At 59.6% G+C, this 22,052-nt stretch carries 21 protein-coding genes (1 of these 21 running past the window's edge); 10 read left to right on the top strand and 11 right to left on the bottom strand.

The genetic code is table 11. From position 1 onward, the window contains the following. Positions 1-605: 605 nt before the first annotated feature. From ACA054_RS27645 to dksA, 5 genes are all read right to left on the bottom strand, one after another. Positions 606-2,045 carry a sigma-54-dependent transcriptional regulator gene (locus ACA054_RS27645; RefSeq protein WP_497687029.1) on the bottom strand — a complete coding sequence of 480 codons (1,440 nt, stop codon included), beginning with the start codon at positions 2,043-2,045 and terminating at the stop codon, positions 606-608. Positions 2,046-2,067: 22 nt separating this feature from the next. After that, positions 2,068-5,022 (bottom strand): sensor histidine kinase, encoded by a 2,955-nt coding sequence (locus ACA054_RS27640; protein ID WP_497687028.1) that lies wholly within the window; start codon positions 5,020-5,022, stop codon positions 2,068-2,070. Further along, complete coding sequence (locus tag ACA054_RS27635; RefSeq protein WP_003176118.1) at positions 5,006-5,182, bottom strand: hypothetical protein; 177 nt, start codon at positions 5,180-5,182, stop codon at positions 5,006-5,008. The genes ACA054_RS27640 and ACA054_RS27635 overlap by 17 nt, the downstream gene beginning before the upstream one ends. Before the next feature lie 78 nt (positions 5,183-5,260). Beyond that, positions 5,261-6,157 (bottom strand): tRNA glutamyl-Q(34) synthetase GluQRS, encoded by an 897-nt coding sequence (gluQRS, locus tag ACA054_RS27630; RefSeq protein WP_497687027.1) that lies wholly within the window; start codon positions 6,155-6,157, stop codon positions 5,261-5,263. A 202-nt stretch (positions 6,158-6,359) separates the two neighbouring features. Then, a complete protein-coding gene (dksA, locus tag ACA054_RS27625) occupies positions 6,360-6,803 on the bottom strand; it encodes an RNA polymerase-binding protein DksA (RefSeq protein ID WP_046815673.1) in 444 nt (147 codons plus the stop codon). A 332-nt stretch (positions 6,804-7,135) separates the two neighbouring features. Between dksA and ACA054_RS27620 the strand changes: the two genes are divergently transcribed. Then, the gene (locus ACA054_RS27620; RefSeq protein ID WP_497687026.1) at positions 7,136-8,308 is read left to right on the top strand and encodes a pyridoxal phosphate-dependent aminotransferase; all 1,173 of its coding nucleotides are present in this window, start codon (positions 7,136-7,138) and stop codon (positions 8,306-8,308) included. After that, positions 8,308-9,021, top strand: a complete 714-nt coding sequence (gene sfsA, locus ACA054_RS27615; protein ID WP_497687025.1) for a DNA/RNA nuclease SfsA — start codon at positions 8,308-8,310, stop codon at positions 9,019-9,021. Before ACA054_RS27620 ends, sfsA begins: the two co-directional genes overlap by 1 nt. On the opposite strand, the gene ACA054_RS27610 is transcribed toward sfsA, so the two are convergent. The 5 genes from ACA054_RS27610 to ACA054_RS27590 all read right to left on the bottom strand — a co-directional run bounded on the left by ACA054_RS27610 (position 9,018) and on the right by ACA054_RS27590 (position 12,949). Beyond that, complete coding sequence (locus ACA054_RS27610) at positions 9,018-9,335, bottom strand: Rieske (2Fe-2S) protein (RefSeq protein WP_497687024.1); 318 nt, start codon at positions 9,333-9,335, stop codon at positions 9,018-9,020. The genes sfsA and ACA054_RS27610 overlap by 4 nt on opposite strands. Positions 9,336-9,614: 279 nt before the next feature. After that, positions 9,615-10,424, bottom strand: a complete 810-nt coding sequence (locus tag ACA054_RS27605; RefSeq protein ID WP_497687023.1) for a Crp/Fnr family transcriptional regulator — start codon at positions 10,422-10,424, stop codon at positions 9,615-9,617. Between the two features lie 16 nt (positions 10,425-10,440). Continuing rightward, a complete protein-coding gene (locus ACA054_RS27600; RefSeq protein WP_007971093.1) occupies positions 10,441-10,713 on the bottom strand; it encodes a TfoX/Sxy family protein in 273 nt (90 codons plus the stop codon). Positions 10,714-10,956: 243 nt separating this feature from the next. Next, on the bottom strand, positions 10,957-11,301 hold the full coding sequence (locus ACA054_RS27595; RefSeq protein WP_497687022.1) for a pentapeptide repeat-containing protein: 345 nt from the start codon (positions 11,299-11,301) through the stop codon (positions 10,957-10,959). 91 nt (positions 11,302-11,392) lie between these two features. After that, positions 11,393-12,949, bottom strand: a complete 1,557-nt coding sequence (locus tag ACA054_RS27590) for a bifunctional aminoglycoside phosphotransferase/ATP-binding protein (protein ID WP_497687021.1) — start codon at positions 12,947-12,949, stop codon at positions 11,393-11,395. Between the two features lie 114 nt (positions 12,950-13,063). Between ACA054_RS27590 and mrcB the strand changes: the two genes are divergently transcribed. The 3 genes from mrcB to ACA054_RS27575 are packed head-to-tail and all read left to right on the top strand — an operon-like array spanning position 13,064 to position 16,489. Continuing rightward, positions 13,064-15,388, top strand: coding sequence for a penicillin-binding protein 1B (mrcB, locus tag ACA054_RS27585; protein ID WP_497687020.1), 2,325 nt, complete (start codon positions 13,064-13,066; stop codon positions 15,386-15,388). A gap of 16 nt (positions 15,389-15,404) precedes the next feature. After that, complete coding sequence (locus tag ACA054_RS27580) at positions 15,405-16,154, top strand: tetratricopeptide repeat protein (RefSeq protein ID WP_497687019.1); 750 nt, start codon at positions 15,405-15,407, stop codon at positions 16,152-16,154. Beyond that, on the top strand, positions 16,154-16,489 hold the full coding sequence (locus tag ACA054_RS27575; protein WP_497636585.1) for a YqcC family protein: 336 nt from the start codon (positions 16,154-16,156) through the stop codon (positions 16,487-16,489). The genes ACA054_RS27580 and ACA054_RS27575 overlap by 1 nt, the downstream gene beginning before the upstream one ends. Before the next feature lie 115 nt (positions 16,490-16,604). Here the strand turns inward: ACA054_RS27575 and ACA054_RS27570 are convergent, their stop codons facing one another. Beyond that, positions 16,605-17,027 carry a DUF4124 domain-containing protein gene (locus ACA054_RS27570; protein WP_497687018.1) on the bottom strand — a complete coding sequence of 141 codons (423 nt, stop codon included), beginning with the start codon at positions 17,025-17,027 and terminating at the stop codon, positions 16,605-16,607. 400 nt (positions 17,028-17,427) lie between these two features. On the opposite strand from ACA054_RS27570, the gene ACA054_RS27565 reads away from it, so the two are divergent. From ACA054_RS27565 to msrP, 5 genes are all read left to right on the top strand, one after another. After that, positions 17,428-19,152: an acetolactate synthase 3 large subunit gene (locus ACA054_RS27565; protein WP_497687017.1), complete on the top strand. Its 1,725-nt coding sequence runs from the start codon at positions 17,428-17,430 to the stop codon at positions 19,150-19,152. 2 nt (positions 19,153-19,154) lie between these two features. Continuing rightward, positions 19,155-19,646 (top strand): acetolactate synthase small subunit, encoded by a 492-nt coding sequence (gene ilvN / locus ACA054_RS27560; protein WP_003176102.1) that lies wholly within the window; start codon positions 19,155-19,157, stop codon positions 19,644-19,646. 48 nt (positions 19,647-19,694) lie between these two features. After that, the gene (gene ilvC, locus ACA054_RS27555; RefSeq protein WP_056859781.1) at positions 19,695-20,711 is read left to right on the top strand and encodes a ketol-acid reductoisomerase; all 1,017 of its coding nucleotides are present in this window, start codon (positions 19,695-19,697) and stop codon (positions 20,709-20,711) included. Between the two features lie 144 nt (positions 20,712-20,855). Continuing rightward, entirely contained in the window at positions 20,856-21,713 is an 858-nt protein-coding gene (pssA, locus tag ACA054_RS27550; RefSeq protein WP_008055839.1) for a CDP-diacylglycerol--serine O-phosphatidyltransferase, read from the top strand. A gap of 63 nt (positions 21,714-21,776) precedes the next feature. Further along, on the top strand, positions 21,777-22,052 hold the start of the coding sequence (gene msrP / locus ACA054_RS27545) for a protein-methionine-sulfoxide reductase catalytic subunit MsrP (RefSeq protein ID WP_497687016.1). The gene runs 738 nt beyond the window's last position; the window shows 276 of its 1,014 coding nt (coding positions 1-276); its start codon is at positions 21,777-21,779; its stop codon lies off the right edge, out of view.

Below are 22,052 nucleotides of genomic sequence, written 5' to 3'. Positions count from 1 at the left end.
CGCTCCCACAGTAATCAGGGGCGGGGCTCAAATCGCAGAAACTACAAGGGGAGCCGAAGCTCCCCAAGAAGTAGTTGCATGCTCTATTTTTGTTATTGGTTTCGGGCTTTTTGTTTTTGTTGAGTGCCCTTGCCATGAAGCTTTCCTTCATGACCCTCCCAATCGGGAGCCAAGAGCAAACGGATTGCTTTGGTCGCTGTGCTGCAGTGATCTCGCGATCCAACCAGTTCAGGCTCTGTCTTAAGACAGTTTTTTGTTGTTCTCGGCCTGGTCGTGGGGCAAGCCCCAAATACAACGCCTCTCCAAAAGAATCAGTTAGCTGCGCCTCTCGCCGTCTTGTTTTTATTGTGCGTGAGTCGATTCGTCTTATTTTTATTGTCTTGTACGTTGCTTGTTATTGTTCTTGTACCAAACATATAGCAGGGTGCGTGCCAACTTTTGTGAATCCCAGTAAAACAAGGGGTTAGGCGTGTCGCTGGGGTAAATGAGGGCCAAAAAAAACCGGGGCTTCGTTACCGTAAGCCCCGGCTTCTGTTACGTGAAAAACCTGAGGTAACAGTTTTTTCACAAAATCACGTGTTACCCGCACATGAGACAGGTGTGGTTCAGCTCTCGCTCGGTACCCCGGTTTTGCGTCGTGGGATGCCCAGGCGCTGACGGCGTTCCCACAGGCACTTGCGACTGACCCCGAGTTTGCGTGCCAGCTCGGTTTCGGTCATGTGATCCTGATGCTCAAGCACGAAGTGCTGGAAGTAGTCTTCCAGGGACAGGTCTTCAGTCGGCTCATGATTGTTGTTGCCTGTACTACCGTTGCCCTGCTGTGGGGGCAGGCCGATGAACTCGTCGTCTTCCAGGTCACCCAGTTCGATGTCGATGCCCAGCAGCTCGGCGGAAATTTCCGGGCTCTCGCACAGGATGACCGCACGTTCGACCGCATTTTCCAGCTCGCGAACGTTGCCTGGCCACGAGTAATGACGAATGGCTTGCTCGGCATCCGGGGCGAACTTCAGGTCTGTCCGGTTGATCCGTGCGCTTTGACGCGCCAGGAAGGCGTTGGCGATTTCATTGACGTCCGCGCCACGCTCGCGCAGGGCCGGCAGTTTCAGGGCAATCACGTGAAGGCGGTAATACAAGTCTTCACGGAACTGGCCGATCTTCGCCAGGCTCTTGAGGTCGCGGTGGGTCGCAGCGATCAGGCGCACATCGACTTTCTGCGACTGGACCGAGCCCACTCGACGAATTTCACCTTCCTGCAACACGCGCAACAGGCGCGCCTGGGCTTCCAGTGGCAGCTCACCGATTTCATCGAGGAACAAGGTGCCGCCGTCCGCCGCTTCCACCAGGCCGGCACGTCCGGCGCTGGCGCCGGTGAATGCGCCTTTCTCGTGGCCGAACAGTTCGGATTCGATCAGGCTTTCTGGAATGGCCGCACAGTTCACCGAAATCATCGGTGCCTTGGCCCGCTTGGAGAGGTTGTGCAGGGCACGCGCCACCAGTTCCTTACCGGTACCGGACTCGCCCTGGATCAGGACATTGGAGTCAGTCGGCGCGACTTTGCGGATCTTGCCATACAGGTCCTGCATCGGTGGGCACGAGCCGATGATGCCGATTTCACCGTTACTGTTATCGCTACCGGTTTTGGCCGCACCATTGGCGACTTTGCCGGCAACCGGTTCGCCGCTGGCTTGCGCCGATTGCCGGTCACGCAGGATGCGCGCGACGGCCTGGAGCATTTCGTCGTGATCGAAAGGCTTGGCGATGTAATCCACCGCGCCCATCTTCATCGAGTCCACCGCCGAGCGCAGGCTGGCATAGCTGGTCATGATCAGCACCGGAGTGCCTTGGCCAAGCTTGATCAACTCGGTGCCCGGCGCGCCCGGCAGGCGTAGGTCACTGACGATCAGGTCGAACGTGGGAATGGTGAAGCGTTCTTGTGCTTCCTGCACTGAACCGGCTTCGCTGACCTGGTACTGGTTACGTTCCAGCAGGCGGCGCAAGGCGGAGCGGATAATTGTTTCGTCTTCGACGATCAAAATGTGCGGCATTGATTCGATACTCTCGACGGTCTCAGTTCACAGCGGACGTCGCTTCGACATGACGCGGTAATGTCACCCGGATACGGGTGCCGCGTTGGCTCTGAACATCAGCCGGGCTGTCGATGGTGATTTGTCCATAATGCTCTTCAACGATGGAATAGACCAGTGCAAGGCCCAGACCGGTGCCTTCACCCGGGTCCTTGGTGGTGAAGAAGGGTTCGAACAATCGGTCCATGATGTTCTTCGGAATACCGCTGCCCTCGTCTTCCACGATCAGGTCGACCGTGTGTTCGCCGGCTTCGCTCTTGACCCGCACCGCGCTGTGGGGAGGCGAGGCGTCGCGGGCGTTTGAGAGCAGGTTGATCAACACTTGGGCAAGCCGTTGCGGGTCGCCTTCGACCCAATGATCGGGGTCGCACAGGTTGTAGAACTGCACTTCGAAATTGCGCCGGTTCAGGGCCAGCAGGCCGATCGCGTCCTGGGCCACTTCCGCCAGACAGACGGGCTCGTCGCTGTGCTGGTGGCTGCCGGCATGGGCGAAGCTCATCAACGACTGCACGATGCGCGAAACGCGCTTGGTCTGCTCGAGGATCTGCCCGCTGATTTCCTTGAGTTCGCCGTCGTCCTCGCGCTCTTCGCGCAGGTTCTGCGCCAGGCAGGCGATGCCGGTGATCGGGTTGCCGATTTCATGGGCCACGCCCGCGGCCAGGCGACCGATGCTGGCCAGGCGCTCGGAGTGCACCAGTTTGTCTTCGAGCATCTGGGTTTCGGTCAGGTCTTCCACCAGCAACACCAGGCCACTGTTGCCCGGTGCGAGCGGTTCGTCGATCGCCGCTTTGTGCAGGTTCAGCCAGCGGGTCTGGCCGTCGAGGGCCAGGTGCTGTTTGTGCAAGTGCTCATCCGGAACATTGATGAAGCCTTGTAGCAGTTCTTTCCACGGGTCGGCAATGGTGCTCAGGCGCGAACCGACCACACGCTGCGCGGCGATCCCGGTCAATTCCTCCATGGCTTTGTTCCACATGAGGATTTCCTGGTCCTTGGCCAGCGAGCAGACGCCCATCGGCAACTCCTGCAGGGTCTGGCGGTGATAGCGGCGCAGGGCATCGAGTTCGGCGGCCAGGCCGGTCAGGCGCGAATGGTAGTCCTCAAGGCGGCTTTCGATGAAGTGGATGTCTTCGGTGACATAGTTTTCGCCGCCGGCCTTGTAGGGCAGGAACGTCTCGACCATGTCCTGGGCCACGCTCGGTCCCATCAGGCCGGACAGGTTGGCTTCGATCCGGTCGCGCAAGCGGCGCAAGGCGTACGGCCGACGCTCGTCGAAGGGCAGGTAGAGATCGCGCAGGGCTTGCTCGACTTCCTTCTGCGCAGCCTTGGCACCCAGCGGTTTAGCAAGCTGGGTGGCGAATTCCTGCGGCGAGGCGGCGTGCAGTTCCCGGCGTTGCGGGCGACGCACGTTGTCCACGGCGCAGGCTTCGGCGGCGCTGGCCTCTTCGGTGCTGGCATTGGTGAACAGCGAAATCAGGGTGAACATCAGTACGTTGGCGGCCAGGGAGGCGATCGCGGCCATGTGCCAACTGGTGTCATCGAGCACGTAGATCATGTTCAACAACGGTATGTAGAAGCCCTGCAGGTTACCGACCAGCGGTAGCAACATGGTCACCAGCCACACCAGGATCCCCGCCAGCAGCCCGGCGATGAAGCCGCGACGGTTGGCGGTCGGCCAATACAGGACCGACAGCACGCCCGGGAGGAACTGCAGCGTGGCCACGAAGGCGACGATGCCGAGGTTGGCCAGGTCTTGCTCGGCACCCAGCAGCAGGTAGAAGCCGTAGCCGGCCATGATGATCGCGACGATCAGGGCCCGACGGGTCCACTTCAGCCAGCGGTAGATGTTGCCTTCGGCCGGTGGCTGGTACAGCGGCAGCACCAGGTGGTTCAGGGCCATGCCGGACAGGGCCAGGGTGGTGACGATGATCAGGCCGCTGGCGGCGGACAGACCGCCGACATAGGCCAGCAATGCCAGGGCCTTGCTGTTGGCCGCGATGCCGATGCCCAGGGTGAAATATTCAGGGTTGGTGGTGGCGCCGAGCTTCAGGCCGGCCCAGAGAATCAACGGCACTGCCAGGCTCATCAGCAGCAGGAACAGCGGCAAGCCCCAGCTCGCACTGACCAGCGAACGCGGATTGAGGTTTTCGGTGAAGGTCATGTGGTACATGTGCGGCATGACGATTGCCGAGGCGAAGAACACCAGCAGCAGCGTGCGCCAAGGGCCTTCCTGCAGCGGCGTGTGCAGCGCGGCAAGGGCGGTCTGGTTTTGCAACAGCCACAACTCCAGCTGTTGCGGGCCGTCGAATACGCCATACAGCGCATAGAGGCCGACGCCGCCGAGGGCGATCAGCTTGATGACCGACTCGAAGGCAATCGCGAACACCAGGCCTTCATGTTTTTCCCGGGTGGCGATGTGCCGGGAGCCGAAGAAAATCGTGAACAGCGTGATCAGTGCGCAGAAACTCAGCGCCACGCGATGCTGGACCGGCTCGCGGGTGAGGATGCTGATGGAGTCGGCGACCGCCTGGATTTGCAGCGCCAGCAGGGGCAGTACCCCGACCAGCATGAAAATCGTGGTCAGCGCGCCAGCCCAGGTACTGCGAAAGCGGAACGCGAACAGATCGGCCAGGGACGACAGCTGATAGGTGCGGGTGATCTTCAGGATCGGGTACAGCAACACCGGCGCCAGCAGAAACGCGCCGGAAACGCCCAGGTAGCTTGACAGGAAGCCGTAGCCATACTGATAGGCCAGGCCCACGGTGCCATAAAATGCCCAGGCACTGGCGTAGACCCCCAGCGACAAGGTGTACGTCAGCGGGTGGCGAATGATCGCCCGCGGGATCATGCCCCGTTCGCTGACCCAGGCCACGCCGAACAGCACCGCCAGGTACGCGGCGCTGATCAGGATCATCTGGGTCAGGCTAAAGCTCATCGGCATCTTTTTGGCTCTGCAGGATGAAGGTCACGACGATCAGGATCAGCCAGAGCAGATAAGGGCGATACCAGGCGCCAGTGGCGTCGATCCACCAATCCATGATGGCTGGGGAAAACAGATAAATCCCCACTACCAGGAGCAGGACCAAGCGATAGATGTACATCCCGGCCTCTCTTTTTTTATGCCCGTGCCCGAAAACGAGCGGCGATGGTAACGGATGGGCGCGCCACTGCAAGCATGATCACTGTAGCTGCGCCTCGGGCAGGCTCAATGTGCGCGGGATCAACAGGGCATCCCAGTGGGCAGTTCCCCAGTCCAGCACTTCCCGAGGCGTTGCGTAAGCCAGTTCGGCGCCGGGCTTTTGTCCCAGAGCGCGCAGGGCTCGCAGCAACAACGGTGTAGCCTGATCTTCGGTTAGCGGCGGTGAACGGTAGGACTTGCCGAGTTTGTTGCCATCGGGCTGGGTAATCAGCGGGATGTGCAAGTAACGCGGCTGGCGCAGGCCGAGCAGCTCCTGCAGGTAGAGCTGACGCGGCGTGGAGTCGAGCAGGTCGGCACCGCGGACGATGTCGGTGATGCCTTGCCAGGCGTCGTCCAGCACTACTGCCAGTTGATAAGCGTAGAGCCCGTCGCGCCGGCGAATCACGAAATCGCCGACATCCCGGCCCAGATGCTGGTGGAACTCGCCCTGCACCCGGTCGATGAAGTGATAGTCCAGTTCGGGCGCGCGCACCCGGATCGCGGCATCTTCGGTGCCATGCCCGGCATTGCGGCACAATCCCGGATAGATGCCGTGGTACGGCTCCAGCTGTTTGCGCGAGCACGTGCAGGCGTAGGCCAGGCCGTGGTTGAACAGGCGATTGAGCACTTCGGCATAGGCATCGTGGCGATCGCTCTGGCGGACCATCTCGCCATCCCACTCGAAACCGTAGCTCTCCAGAGCCTTGAGGATCGCCGCCTGAGCGCCGGGTTCTTCGCGGGGTGGGTCGAGATCTTCCATGCGCATCAGCCAGCGGCCACCGACCGAGCGGGCGTCGAGGTACGAAGCCAATGCGGCGACCAGCGAACCAAAATGCAGATGGCCACTGGGCGTGGGGGCGAAGCGTCCGATGTAGGAGGAACTGGTGATGGCGGTCATGAGGTGATGTTTGTTTGTCCGGGCTTGCGCCAGCCACCTGTGGGAGCGAGCCTGCTCGCGAAGGCGGTGTGTCAGCCAGCATTAATGTTGAAACTGAAGGCCCCTTCGCGAGCAGGCTCGCTCCCACAGGGTTTCGCGCCGAGGCGAATTTCGGAAACAAAAACGGAGCGTTCGCACGCTCCGTTCTTCGTTCAAGCCGCCATTATTTGCCGACTTGCTTTTCCTTGATTTCCGCCAGTGTCTTGCAGTCGATGCACAAGTCAGCGGTAGGGCGTGCCTCAAGGCGCTTGACGCCGATCTCGATGCCGCAGGACTCACACCAGCCGTACTCTTCGTCTTCGATCAACTGAAGCGTCTTGTCGATCTTCTTGATCAACTTGCGCTCACGATCGCGGGCTCGAAGCTCGAGAGCGAACTCTTCTTCCTGGCTGGCACGGTCTGCCGGGTCCGGGAAGTTGGCCGCTTCGTCCTTCATGTGATCCACAGTCTTGTCGACACCTTCCATCAGCTCTTTTTTCCACTGATTCAGAACTTTGGTGAAGTGTTTGCGCATGGGCTCGCCCATGTACTCTTCGCCAGCTTTCTGAACATAGGGCTCGAAGCCGCTGATCGTCTGATTCGCTTGTTGCTTTGCTTGGGTGGACATGAAATAGACCGCCTCTACTCTTGTAATCCATCTGCGCAGGATTGCTCCATCACCGGCACCCGCCGGCCCTGCGGCTGCAAGCGGGCGAACTTACCAGATCAAATCAGACCGCGCTACTCCCGGATGTCGAGGCCGCAGCCCGCGGTGCTTGCAAATGATGGCAAAGCGTTGCCTGGTGGCTCTGGAACCCGCTCAATTAATGATTTTAGTCAAACCTGGGGCACTCGCTCAGCTCGTTTGTGGCCTGGGTCTTAAGGCCTCTGACCGCTTTAGGTTCTCGCTCGTTCCTGCGCTTGAGTAGAATCGTTCTTTTCCCTGTTGAAGGAAGGCCAATGGCTCAGTCCTACAGTGCCCGCAGTCGCGCGATCGAACCTTTTCATGTCATGGCGTTGCTGGCGCGGGCCAATGAATTGCAGGCTGCCGGTCACGATGTGATCCACCTGGAAATCGGCGAACCGGATTTCACCACCGCCGAGCCGATCATCCGCGCCGGACAGGCCGCACTGGCGGGGGGCAAGACGCGTTACACCGCCGCCCGCGGAATCCCCGAACTGCGTGAGGCCATTTCGGGTTTTTATCAGCAGCGTTATGGCTTGAACATCGACCCGCGACGCATCCTCATCACCCCCGGCGGTTCCGGTGCGTTGCTGCTGGCCAGCGCCTTGCTGGTCGATCCGGGCAGGCACTGGCTGCTGGCCGACCCGGGTTACCCGTGCAACCGGCATTTCCTGCGGCTGGTGGAAGGCGCCGCGCAGCTGGTCCCGGTAGGTCCGGACGTGCGTTACCAACTGACCCCGGATTTGATCGAGCGGAATTGGGATCACGACAGCGTGGGTGCGCTGGTGGCCTCGCCGGCCAACCCGACCGGCACGATCCTCACCCGCGATGAACTGGCGGGGCTGTCCCAGTCCATCAAACAGCGCCACGGTCACTTGGTGGTGGACGAGATCTACCATGGCCTGACCTACGGCACCGATGCGGCCAGCGTGCTGGAAGTCGACGACAGTGCTTTTGTGCTGAATAGTTTTTCCAAGTATTTCGGCATGACGGGCTGGCGTCTTGGCTGGCTGGTAGCGCCGGACGCGGCGGTGGGAGAGTTGGAAAAACTCGCGCAAAACCTTTACATCAGCGCGCCAAGCATGGCCCAGCACGCGGCATTGGCGTGTTTCGAGCCTGCTACCATTGCGATTCTGGAAGAACGTCGCGCTGAATTCGGTCGTCGTCGGGACTTCCTGCTGCCTGCGTTGAGGAATCTCGGTTTTGGTATCGCCGTTGAACCAGAAGGCGCGTTCTACTTGTACGCCGATATCAGCAAGTTCGGCGGCGATGCCTTCGCGTTCTGCCGTCACTTCCTCGAAACCGAACATGTCGCGATTACGCCGGGGCTGGACTTCGGCCGGTATCAAGCCGGGCACCACGTGCGGTTTGCCTACACTCAAAACCTCGAACGCTTGCAGGAAGCGGTGGAACGTATCGGGCGCGGTCTGCGGAGTTGGCAAGGCTGATGCGTTTTCATCCCCCCCTCGAAGAAGGTCGGCTGATTCGCCGCTACAAGCGTTTTCTCGCCGACATCGAAACCGTCGATGGCGAGTTGCTGACCATTCACTGCCCGAACACGGGCTCGATGCTCAATTGTCAGGTCGAAGGCGGGCAGGTCTGGTTCAGTCGCTCCAATGACCCCAAGCGCAAGTTGCCCGGTACCTGGGAAATCGGCGAAACCCCGCACGGGCGCTTGTTCTGCGTGAATACCGGGCGGGCCAATGGCTTGATCGAAGAAGCATTGCGGGCGGGGGTGATCACCGAGTTGAACGGCTTCACCGAGCTGAAACGCGAAGTCGCTTACGGTCAGGAAAGCAGCCGCATCGATTTTCGCCTCGATTACCCGAGCGGGCCGGCGTACGTGGAAGTCAAAAGCGTCACCCTGGGTTATGACGGCACGCCCGTGGCAGCGTTCCCTGATGCGGTTACCCAGCGTGGGGCCAAGCATTTGCGTGAATTGGCCCATCTGGCCCGGGACGGGATTCGCGCGGTGCAGTTGTATTGCGTCAATCTGAGTGGCATCGAAGCCGTGCGTCCGGCTGAAGAAATCGATTCAGCCTACGCGCAGGCCTTGCGTGAGGCCGTGGCGTGCGGGGTTGAAGTGCTGGCCTACGGTGTGCGCCTGACCCATGAGGAAATGGTGGTAGATCGGCGTCTGGAGGTATTGCTCGGCGGTTAAAGGCTCACCCAGATGCCCTGTGCGTCTTCGCGGCAATCGACCTGGGTCAGCGATTGCCCGGCGCAGGGGCCGGCGACACATTCACCGTCCTCGATCAAGAACAGGGCGCCATGGGTGGCACACTGAATCAAGCTGTTGCTGGGGTCGAGGAACTGGTCAGGGGTCCATTCGAGTCCGACGCCACGGTGCGGGCAACGATTGATATAGACGTAGACCTGGCCGCCCCGGCGCACGGCAAACAGTTTCTGGCGGTCGAGCTCGAACCCCCGGCTGCTGTTATCGGCCAGCTCAATGCCTGTACACAGAAATTTCATGCTGTTCCTCAGGTCGCAAGCCAGTGTCAGGTGCTCAGGATACTTGCTACAGCGCTGCGCGACTTTTTCATAGGCAAAAAAAGACCCGGCAAGAGCCGGGTCAAATAACCGTGATTAGCCTGATGAGGAGATAATCTGAGAGTCCGAACCAAGGGCTTTTCAGAATATCCACTAGTCTCGCGACCAGTTGTGGTAATCATATCGATTCTCATTACCAAGTCAACAGGTGATTTTTCATTTATTCAATTGGTGTCGCACACTCGTTCCAAGTCCTTGTATTTATTGAGTTCTGCCTGTCGTTTTTAGTACGGTCAGTTGCGTAACCTGTTTATTCAGCAGGTCTATTCGCCGGGCCATACCCTCGATCAGGCTGCTGGCAATCTTCGGGTTGCTCTGGGTGAGGCTAAAAAACTGGTCTTTGGGAATGCGCATGATGGTGCAAGGTTCGCTGGTGATGACCGTGGCGTTGCGTTTCTCGCCGGTAAACACGGCCATGGCGCCGAAAATCTCGTCCTTGGGCACATCGCCCACCTTCAATCCATCGACAAACGCTTCGGCGTGGCCGTCGATGATCACGAACACATGGTCCGCCTCATCGCCCTGATGGATCAGCATTTCGCCGCTGGCGACGCGCTGGAAGCCGTTGGTGGCGCGAAATTCCGGTTGCTTTAGGCGCGCCACGGCATCGGACAGCAGGGCGGTCTGGCCTGTCATGTACTGCAGGAACAGCTCCGAGCGGGTCTGGTCTGCATGGATGTGCTGGAACACCTGCGATCGAAGGTAGGGTGTCAACGCCAGGGGCGTCTTGCTGCACAAGCGACAACGGAGCAGTCCCGCGTCCTGGCGCAGACCGATCAGATCGCCCTGCTGCAGATAGAACAGCGCGCGATCATCGATACATCCGTGCAGCCGGCCGTTATCCAGCGTGAACAGTTGATCGCCGGGCAATGCGGCGGCGAGGTCGTCGATGGCAGGAAATTCGACTGCGGGCCCACTCGGTGCCAAACCCTGCAACAGTCTGGCGGGAATGTTTTGCAGTCGATTGATCAGTGTTTCGGCGTAAGCCGGTTGTTCCCCGAGTAGGTACATGGCGAGCGGTACTCGTTCAATTCTTGTGGCGTGACGAGATAGCTTCGAGTTGTTTGTTCAATGCCTCCTTACGTTCGGCGGGAATGTCGTTCCAGTGCACGTCCATTAGGGCGCCTTCGATTGCATACAACAACACCTTGGACGCCCGAAACCCGCGCGTGCGCACGGCCCGATAAGCATCCACCGCCCCCAGGCGACGCAAGTCCGAGGCGCTGTGGATGCCCACGGCATGCAGCCACTGCGCCGACGTCTTGCCAAGATTTTTCAGGTGTTGCAGTTCATCATTCATCAAGCCTCCTTGCGATGGCCGAATGGTGCGTGGGCAAGCTTCTGAGGAGTGTAGCCATCAGTAGGAAAAGCGTGATTGTTTGCTCGTTTTTGACGCAAATGCTTCTAAGCGGCAGCTGGCAGTAGTGCTGCTAAAAACGAGGAAAAGGAGGGAAATAGCGAGCAAATTGGCAGATTTTCAAGCAAGGCAGTCCACAGTCAAGCGCGAAGCGGGGGCGCTGGACTTGTCAATTCAGACTGGCGGTCAGCGGGTGCGATAACGCAGGCGCGTACCGAAATTCATCGACATCAGGATTTCATCGGCGCTCAGTTCCACCGGAAAGTAGGCGCCGGAAATCTGTGCGTGGGCCAGGCTCGCACCTTCAAGCGAAGTGTTGCGAAAATCGATGCCGCGCAAATCGGCGGAGCGGAAATAGGCGTCGGTGAAATCGATGCCGTCGGCGTTCAGTTCGCGCAGGTCCAGGCCGCGGAAATCACCACCGACCATGTCGATAGGCCCAAGCTCTGGGCGCTCTTTGTTGAAGCCCGAGATGTCGTCTTTGTGCAGCAAGGCATACAGCGGGGTGTCGAGCAGTTTCGGCTGGCTCATGTCGCGTCACCTGTTGGATTCATGGCGCCAGTATAGTGCCGCTATTTGACAGCCGCGAAGCCGGGTCAGGCTTCACGGCTGAAATGCTTCCTTACAGGCCCGGCAGGCGCTGGCGAATCTGTTCCACCACCGTGTCGAGGGTTCCGCTTTCGTTGGTCTGCACGCGTTTGCTGCAGAGGATTTCTGCGGGCGTCAATGCTTCACGACTGGCTTGCTGGGCTTCGATAACGGCCAGGGTGGCGTCGGACGGATCCTTTTTGTCTGCCTGGCGCAGGGCCAGCCAGCTCTCGATCACCGCTTGCGGTGCATTGCAGTCAAGGATCAGGAAAGGCGCACCGGTGGCCTCGGCCACTTTCGCCGCGTTGTTGCGCTGCTCGTGCTTGAGATAAGTGGCATCGATTACCACCGGGAAACCGGCGTGCAGGATCAGCGCGGCAATTTCGTGCAGGCGCTGGTAGGTCGCGGCGCTGGCGTCGGCACTATAAATGCCGGCCTGCAGGTCATTGGCGACGGTTTGCTCGCCGAACAGGCGTTTGCGCTCCACATCGGAGCGCAGGCGAATCGCCCCCAGCGCTTCCACCAGACGCATGGCCACGTGGCTTTTGCCAACGGCGGAAACACCGTGGGTGATGGCCATGAAACGCGACGGGATGGTGCTGTAGCTTTCCGCCAGGTTGGCGTAGTTGCGGTATTGGCGCAGTGTCGTGGCGCGCTGCACCGGAGTGGCCTCGGCCGGCATGCTGAACAGGCTGACCTTGGCGCGAACCAGTGCGCGGTAGGCTTTATAGAAGTTCAGCAGTTCCAGGCCCTGGTAATCGCCGGTCAGCTCCAGGTATTGGCTGATGAATCGACGCGCCAGGCACTTCAGGCCGCGGTCTTCCAGGTCCATCGCCAGGAAGGCGGTGTCGGCGTACACGTCGGTGAAGCGGAACGGTTCGTTGAATTCGATGCAGTCGAAGATCACCACGCTGCCGTCGATCACGGTGGCGTTGCCCAAATGGATGTCACCGTGGCATTCGCGAATGAAGCCCTCGGCCTTGCGTTGCGCGAACAGTGGCTTGAGGCGTTCGAAGCTGCTATCGGCCCAGGCCTGCAGGGCGTCCAGTTGCAGCAGGTCGGCCTTGTCGCTGAGGAAGGGGCGAATCTGCTCGAAGTTTTGCAGCACAGGAGCCATGACACTGTCCGCGGTACCGGCTTCGTGTTCTGCCGGCACACGCGGTGCGTCCAGGTGGAAGCGGGCGATCTGATCAGCCATCTGGTCGATGTGCGCGGGCGTCAATTCGCCGTTGGCTTGCAGCGTGCTGAGCAATCCGTCCTGGGCAAACTGGCGCATTTTCAGCGCGTACTCGATGGCCGGACCCTCGCCGCCCAGTTGCGGCGCTTCAGCGCTACCGGTGATCGGTAACACTTCGAGATAAAGATCCTGGGTCAGGCGCTGGTTCAGGCGCAGCTCTTCAGCGCAGAAATGCTCCCGAGCCTCAAGGGTGGTGAAGTCGAGGAAGCCGAAGTTCATCGGCTTCTTCACTTTATAAGCAAAGGGGCCGGTAAGCACGACCCAGGAAATGTGGGTCTCGATGACCTTGAATCCATCTACAGGATGCGGGTAGAGGGCCGGGTTTTGCAGGGCGGCGATCAGTGACTGGCTCACAGGCGATCCTTAAGAGTGGGAAAAATTCAGGCGGTCATTATGGCGTCTAGCCAGCCTAACGCAAACTCGCGGGCCTCCTGTTGAGGATGAATAAAGTGCGTATAATCCGCCGCCATGACTCGTACTCGATCCCCCCGTACCCCAAAGAAACCCCCCTCCAGAGGCCTGCGGCCCTGGCTGGGCTGGGCCCTTAAACTCAGCCTGGTCGGCCTTGTGGTGCTGGCCGGGTTCGCCGTTTACCTCGATGCCATCGTGCAGGAGAAGTTCTCCGGCAAGCGCTGGACCATTCCGGCCAAGGTCTACGCGCGTCCGCTCGAGCTGTTCGTCGGACAAAAGCTGAGCAGGGACGATTTTCTCACCGAGCTCGATGCCTTGGGCTATCGCCGTGAAAGCGTGGCCAACGGTCCGGGCGCGGCCTCGGTCAACGGCAATACCGTCGATCTGAATACCCGTGGCTTCCAGTTCTATGAAGGCATGGAGCAAGCGCAACCGGTGCGGGTGCGTTTCTCGGGTGATTACGTGGCCGAACTGTCGGCGACCAAGGGTGCGAAGTTGTCGGTGGTCCGTCTGGAACCGCTGCTGATCGGCGGCCTGTACCCGAAAAACCTCGAAGACCGGATCCTGATCAAGATCGATCAGGTGCCGCCGTATCTGCTCGAGACCCTGGTCGCTGTCGAGGACCGTGATTTCTATCACCACTTTGGCGTCTCGCCGAAGTCGATCGCCCGGGCGATCTGGGTCAACGGCTCGTCGGGTCGCATGCGTCAGGGGGGTAGTACCCTGACCCAACAGCTGGTCAAGAACTTCTACCTGACCAACGAGCGCAGCCTGAGCCGCAAGCTGACCGAAGCAATGATGGCGCTGCTGCTGGAGCTGCACTACGACAAGCGTGAAATCCTTGAGGCTTACCTCAACGAAGTGTTTGTCGGCCAGGACGGTCAACGCGCGGTGCACGGATTCGGGCTGGCCAGCCAGTTCTTCTTCAGTCAGCCACTGGCCGAGCTCAAGCTGCATCAGGTTGCCTTGCTGGTAGGCATGGTCAAGGGGCCGTCCTCTTACAACCCGCGCCGGTATCCGGAGCGTGCACTTGAGCGGCGCAACCTGGTGCTCGATGTGTTGCTGGAGCAGGGCGTTGCCACGGCCGAGCAAGTCGAAGCCGCGAAGAAAATGCCCCTGGGCGTGACCAAGCGCGGCAGTCTGGCGGACAGCTCGTTCCCCGGTTTCCTTGATCTGGTCAAGCGCCAGCTGCGCGAAGACTACCGCGACGAAGACTTGACCGAAGAGGGGCTGCGGATCTTTACCAGCTTCGATCCGATCCTGCAGATGAAAGCCGAAGCATCGGTCAACGACACCTTCAAGCGTCTGTCCGGCCGCAAGGGTTCGGATGAAGTCGAGGCGGCGATGGTCGTGACCAATCCGGAAACCGGCGAGGTGCAGGCCATGATCGGCAGTCGCCAGGCCGGCTTTGCCGGTTTCAACCGGGCACTGGACGCGGTGCGGCCGATCGGCTCGTTGATCAAACCGGCGGTTTACCTGACGGCACTCGAAAAACCGAGCCAGTACACGTTGACCAGCTGGCTGTCGGACGATTCCTTCTCGGTCAAGGGCGCGGACGGCCAGGTCTGGAAGCCGCAGAACTATGATCGGCGCTCCCACGGCACGGTTTTCCTTTATCAAGGGCTGGCGCACTCCTACAACTTGTCGACCGCACGCCTGGGCCTGGCCGTGGGTGTGCCGAATGTCCTCAAGACACTCGGGCGCCTGGGTGTCAGTCGCGAGTTCCCGGCCTTCCCGTCGATGTTGCTGGGCGCCGGCGGCATGACCCCGATCGAAGTGGCGACCATGTACCAGACGCTCGCCAACGGTGGTTTCAATACGCCGATGCGCGGGATTCGTAGCGTATTGACGGCCGAAGGCGAGCCGCTCAAGCGTTATCCGTTCCAGATCCAGCAGCGTTTTGACCCGGCGTCGATCTACCTGATCCAGAGCGCCATGCAGCGCGTGATGCGTGAGGGTACCGGTAGCTCGGTCTACAACGTGTTGCCGAAAACCTTGACCCTGGCTGGCAAGACCGGGACCAGTAACGACTCGCGAGACAGTTGGTTCGCAGGCTTCAGTCAGGACTTGCTGGCGGTGGTCTGGTTGGGACGCGACGACAACGGCAAGACACCGTTCACGGGTGCCACCGGTGCGTTGCAGGTCTGGACCAGCTTCATGCGCAAGGCCGACCCGTTGCCGTTGGACATGCCGCAGCCGGATAATATCGTTCAGGCCTGGGTCGATTCGCGAACCGGCCAAGGTTCCGACGCCGGTTGCCCGGGCGCCGTGCAGATGCCGTATATTCGCGGCAGCGAACCGCCTCCCGGTGCCGCTTGTGGTGGCGAAAGCCCTATCAACGGTGAAACGGTGATGGATTGGGTCAAGGGCTGGATGAATTAAGCAAAGAGGGTTTCAAGTGAACAAGTGGTTGATTCCAGCGGTTACCGCCGTGGCTTTGCTCAGCGGTTGCTCCACGGTACAGCGCGGCTCGATTCCGGTAGAAGACTCCGGCACCAAGGTTTCCAATAGCGAGCGCGTATCGGCGAACGGAGGCTACCGTCAGACGACGGTAAAACGACCTGTGCAATCTCAGACCCAAGAGATTCCACAAGGCGATACCGGTGTTGTCGTGATGGTGCCAGGGGGTGGTGCGGCAACGTCGGCACCGATCAGCACTGCCCCAATTACCCCAGGCCCGATTACCCCGGGGCCGATTACGCCAGGATCGATCGGCACGTCGCCGGTCCAGTCCGCGCCGGTCAATCAGGGCAGCTACAGCATGCCTTCGACGCCGAGCGGGATTCCGTCGGCCAGTTCCGGTGGCCTGTCCGCCGACGAACAACTGGACGGTCCGGTACTGGCCCTGTTGACTACCGCTCAGCAGCAACAGGCCGGCGGCGACCTCAATGGCGCTTCTTCCAGCCTCGAACGTGCCCAGCGTGTCGCCCCGCGTGAGCCGCAAGTGCTCTATCGCCTGGCGCAAGTGCGCATGGCTCAAGGTGATGCGCCACAGGCCGAGCAATTTGCTCGCCGTGGCCTGACCTTAGCCAACGGGCGTCCGGCACTCCAGGCCAGCCTGTGGGAATTGATCGCCCAGGCGCGTGAGAAGCAGGGCGATTCTGCGGGCGCAACGCTGGCTCGTCAAAAAGCCAAGGTTACTTCGTGATGGATGCGCGCTTTCTTCAAATCGCCGATCAGCTGCTGCTGATCGAGCGTGAGTTGCGGGTGCAAGGGTGGTGGGACGAAGTCGCACCCTCCGCTGAAGCGCTGTCCAGCGTTGAGCCGTTTTCGGTCGATACGCTGGACTTCGAGCAGTGGCTGCAATGGATCTTCCTGCCGCGCATGAAAGCAATCCTGGAGCAGGATCTGCCCTTGCCGAATGCATCGGGAATTCAGGAGATGGCCGAAATGGTCTTCGCCGGGCGCAATGTCCAGGGCAAGGATCGGCAGCTGCAGGTTTTGCTCAAAGAGTTCGATCAATTGATCACCGCTTCGCGCTGAACCCCGATCTTCGATCAAAGGTGGGAGCGAGCCTGCTCGCGATGGTCGTCAACGGTGACACGGGCTGTCTGAATACCCGCGTTGCTTGGACGTTTTTCGCGAGCAAGCTTTGCTCCTACATGCAGTTCTGCGTTATCTGCTTTTGCGTTTCGCTGATGCGCTCCTGACGTTGGGAGTCATCAAGACGCCGCATCTGGCCATCCACTTCCTCTCTCAAACGCGGATTATTCTGTAACTGCGCCAGGTTGGTTCGTGCCTGTTCGCAGAAAGCCTTCAGCTGGTTTTGTTGCTCGGTCACCTGCTTCTTCACCGACTTGTCGATAGCCTGTTGGTCGCCAATGGTGCTGCTGTGTGCGGCAGTGCCCGGCTTGCCTGAGTGTGAGGCGGGCGTGACGATAGTAGTGGCTGGCTGATCCCGAGGCGGTTGAGCGTCGAAATGGGTGACGCCCTGGGCGTCGACCCACTTGTAAATCTGCGCGGCCATGGACAGCGGGCTAAGGGCGACCAGCAGGCCGGCGATGAAGAAGTGCGTACGCATGCCAATTCCTTGTCAAAAGTTGCGCAATTGAAGCTAACACACATGGGGTTTACAGGTTTTTTCTTGCGTTCTCATGTGGTTAGTAGAATAAAGCTCATAGACGACTTGACTTGCAGGGGACGAAACAGAAGAATCCAAAGTCCGCTGTAGAGGGACTGCCAGAAGCAGACCCACTCGGCAGATCATGAGGCGCACACCAGCGCCGACCTGTTACACCCGCAACGCGTTACCTCGCGCTGGGTGGGAAAGGCCCGCAACACTTGGGACGATCCCAATACTTGCTCAGTCAGTGCTGACGTAGTCGGCGACCACCGTCGCTCATGCTCTGCTGAGAAGTAAACCTATTAAGACCCGTCCCCCTTTTCGTGGACGGTATTCTGGCGTTTTAGAGGTGAGCAACGTGGAGCTTTTATCTGGCGGTGAGATGCTCGTCCGCTTTTTGCGCGACGAAGGCGTCAAATATATCTACGGGTACCCGGGTGGTGCTCTTCTTCATGTCTACGATGCCCTGTTCAAAGAACCGGAAGTGACCCACATTCTGGTTCGTCACGAGCAGGCCGCGACCCATATGGCTGACGGCTACGCCCGTGCCACCGGTAAAGCCGGCGTGGTACTGGTGACTTCCGGCCCGGGCGCGACCAACGCCATCACCGGTATCGCCACGGCCTACATGGACTCCATTCCGATGGTGGTGATTTCCGGCCAGGTGCCTAGCACCATGGTTGGTACCGACGCCTTCCAGGAAACCGACATGATCGGTATCTCCCGGCCGATCGTGAAACACAGCTTCATGATCAAGCACGCGTCGGAAATCCCGGAAGTCATGAAGAAAGCGTTCTACCTGGCGCAATCCGGTCGTCCTGGTCCAGTCGTTGTCGATATCCCGAAAGACATGACCAACCCGGCCGAGAAGTTCGAATACGTCTTCCCGAAAAAAGCCAAGCTGCGCTCCTACAGCCCGGCCGTTCGCGGCCACTCGGGGCAAATCCGCAAGGCGGCAGAAATGCTCCTGGCGGCCAAGCGTCCTGTGATGTACGCAGGCGGCGGCGTGATTCTCGGTGGTGGCTCCGCGCCGCTCACCGAGTTGGCGAAGATGCTCAACCTGCCAGTGACCAATACCCTGATGGGCCTGGGCGGCTACCCTGGTACCGACCGCCAGTTCATCGGCATGCTGGGCATGCACGGCAGCTACACCGCCAACCTGGCCATGCACCATGCTGACGTGATCCTGGCCGTCGGCGCACGTTTCGACGACCGTGTCATCAACGGCCCATCGAAGTTCTGCCCGAACGCCAAGATCATTCACATCGACATCGACCCGGCTTCGATCTCCAAGACCATCAAGGCCGATGTGCCGATCGTGGGTCCGGTCGAGAGCGTCCTGACCGAAATGGTCGCGATCCTCAAGGAAATCGGCGAGACCCCGAACAAGGAGTCCGTTGCCAGCTGGTGGAAGCAGATCGACGAGTGGCGCGGTGACCGCGGCCTGTTCCCTTATGACAAGGGCGACGGCAGTGTCATCAAGCCGCAAGCGGTGATCGAAACCCTGTGCGAAGTGACCAAGGGCGATGCCTTTGTAGCGTCCGACGTGGGTCAGCATCAGATGTTCGCTGCGCAGTACTACAAGTTCAACAAGCCAAACCGCTGGATCAACTCGGGTGGCCTGGGCACCATGGGCTTCGGTTTCCCGGCAGCCATGGGCATCAAGTTGAGCTTTCCGGATGACGACGTCGCTTGCGTAACGGGCGAAGGCAGCATCCAGATGAACATTCAGGAATTGTCGACCTGCCTGCAATACGGTTTGCCGGTAAAGATCGTCATCCTGAACAACGGTGTACTGGGCATGGTTCGCCAGTGGCAGGACATGAGCTACGGCAGCCGTCATTCTCATTCCTATATGGAATCGCTGCCTGATTTCGTCAAGCTGGCGGAGGCCTACGGCCACGTTGGCGTGCGCATCACCGATTCGAAAGATTTGAAGTCGAAGATGGAAGAAGCGTTCGCCATGAAAGATCGCCTGGTAGTGATCGATATTTCGGTCGACACCAGCGAGCACGTCTACCCGATGCAGATCAAAGACGGCTCCATGCGCGATATGTGGCTGAGCAAGACGGAGCGTACTTAATCATGCGGCACATTATTTCCTTGCTTCTGGAAAACGAACCTGGCGCTTTGTCTCGTGTAGTGGGCCTGTTCTCGCAGCGCAACTACAACATCGAAAGCCTGACCGTGGCACCCACCGAAGACCCGACCCTGTCGCGTCTGACGCTGACCACTGTCGGTCACGATGAGGTCATCGAGCAGATCACCAAGAACTTGAACAAGCTGATCGAAGTGGTCAAATTGGTCGACCTGTCGGAAAGTGCTCACATCGAGCGCGAACTGATGCTGGTCAAGGTCAAGGCCACCGGCGCCCAGCGCGCCGAGATCAAGCGCACCACCGATATTTACCGTGGACAGATCGTCGACGTCAGTGCCAGCGTATATACCGTTCAATTGACCGGTACCAGCGACAAGCTCGACAGCTTTATCCAGTCCATTGGCACCGCCTCGATCCTGGAGACCGTCCGCAGTGGCGTCACCGGTATTGCCCGCGGCGACAAAGTACTCAGCATCTAAACCAAATTAGCGAATGGCCTGAACGGCCTGGATATATAGGGGAATTTCATGAAAGTTTATTACGAAAAAGACTGCGACCTGTCGATCATCCAGGGCAAGAAAGTTGCCATCATCGGTTACGGTTCCCAGGGCCACGCTCAGGCGTGCAACCTGAAAGACTCCGGCGTTGACGTTACTGTTGGCCTGCGTAAAGGTTCGGCGACTGTTGCCAAGGCCGAAGCTCACGGCCTGAAAGTGACCGACGTTGCTTCCGCTGTTGCGGCTGCCGACCTGGTCATGATCCTGACCCCGGACGAGTTCCAGTCCGCTCTCTACAAGAACGAAATCGAGCCGAACATCAAGAAAGGCGCCACCCTGGCCTTCTCCCACGGCTTCGCGATCCACTACAACCAGGTTGTTCCGCGCGCTGACCTTGACGTGATCATGATCGCGCCGAAAGCTCCGGGTCACACCGTGCGTTCCGAGTTCGTCAAGGGCGGCGGTATCCCTGACCTGATCGCTATCTATCAGGATGCTTCCGGCAACGCCAAAAACGTTGCACTGTCCTACGCTGCTGGCGTTGGTGGCGGTCGTACCGGCATCATCGAAACCACTTTCAAGGACGAGACTGAAACCGACCTGTTCGGCGAACAAGCCGTTCTGTGCGGCGGTACCGTTGAATTGGTAAAAGCCGGTTTCGAAACCCTGGTTGAAGCTGGCTACGCGCCGGAAATGGCCTACTTCGAGTGCCTGCACGAACTGAAGCTGATCGTTGACCTCATGTACGAAGGCGGTATCGCCAACATGAACTACTCGATCTCCAACAACGCCGAGTACGGCGAGTACGTGACCGGTCCGGAAGTCATCAACGCCGAATCCCGTCAGGCCATGCGCAACGCCCTGAAACGTATTCAGGACGGCGAATACGCCAAGATGTTCATCAGCGAAGGCGCTACCGGCTATCCTTCGATGACCGCCAAGCGTCGTAACAACGCCGCGCACGGTATCGAAGTCATCGGCGAGCAACTGCGCTCCATGATGCCTTGGATCGGTGCCAACAAGATCGTCGACAAAGCCAAAAACTAAGTCGAGCACTTGTACGAAAAACGCGGCTTAGGCCGCGTTTTTTCGTTTGGGTGACCGGTTCTGGTATAAAGCTGCATCGTTTGCGGTCGAACCGTCGTCCCAGACACCTGTCGAAACTTTCCACCCCGTTGCAAGGTAATGTCCATGAGCGAACGTCCCGAAGAGCCAAAGCAGGCTTCTGACGCCGAAAGCCTTCTGCCCATCGATGAGCACATCGAAGAAGGGCATGACGCTGAAGGCCGTAAAGTCCGGCATCGTGGTATCTATCTTCTGCCGAATCTGTTCACCACTGCGAATCTCTTCGCAGGGTTCTATTCCATCATCAACTCGATGAGCGCACAGAGCGCCCTGAGTGCCGGTGACTCGATCGGTGCGAGCAAGTATTTTGCTTTTGCAGCGATCGCGATTTTTGTCGCGATGGTGCTCGACGGCCTTGATGGTCGCGTCGCTCGCATGACCAATACCCAGAGCGCCTTTGGTGCCGAGTATGACTCGCTGTCGGACATGGTCGCCTTTGGCGTTGCACCGGCATTGCTCGCCTTTGGCTGGGCCCTGGGCGATATGGGCAAGGTCGGCTGGATGGTCGCCTTCATCTATGTAGCCGGCGCGGCGTTGCGCCTGGCGCGTTTCAACACCCAGGTCGGTACGGCCGACAAACGCTATTTCATCGGTCTGGCCAGCCCGGCCGCTGCTGGTGTGGTGGCAGGGATTGTCTGGGCGTTCAGCGATTACGGCATCCAGGGTTCCAAGATGTCCTTCCTGGTTGCGCTGATGGTGGCGGCGGCCGGCATGCTGATGGTCAGCAACATCAAGTACAACAGCTTCAAGGAGCTGGACCTGAAGGGGCGCGTACCTTTCGTGGCGATCCTCGCCGTGGTGCTGGTGTTTGCGGTCGTGTTCAGTGATCCGCCGCGTATTCTGCTCCTGGTGTTCCTCGCCTACGCTGCATCCGGTCCGGTGCAATACCTGTTACATCTTCGTCGGCGCAAAAGCGCCGAGTGATGTAATTTCCCTCATACTCCGCAGTCTGTTGGTGCGTCTGTTCTCCAATGCTGCGGAGTAGCCATGCTGATCAAAGTCCCAAAAGCGTCCGACTGCCATGAGTCGGACGTCACGCCTGAATCCTTCTATCTTTCGCGACGCAATGTATTGGGTGCTGCCGTGGCCGGATTGGCCGTGACCAGCCTGCCTCGATGGGCTGTGGCCGATGAAGCGGCGCGCTATCCGGATGTCGAGCCTGGCAACGCGCCCTCCTGGTTTGGCGAAAAGCTTCCTTCCACCCAGTGGGGCGCCGTCAGCGTGAAGGATGAGGCGATCACGCCGTTCAAGGACGCAACGCAC

The sequence above is a fragment of the Pseudomonas sp. LBUM1653 genome (genome assembly GCF_059716115.1).
This window is presented reverse-complemented; position numbering and strand designations above follow the sequence as displayed.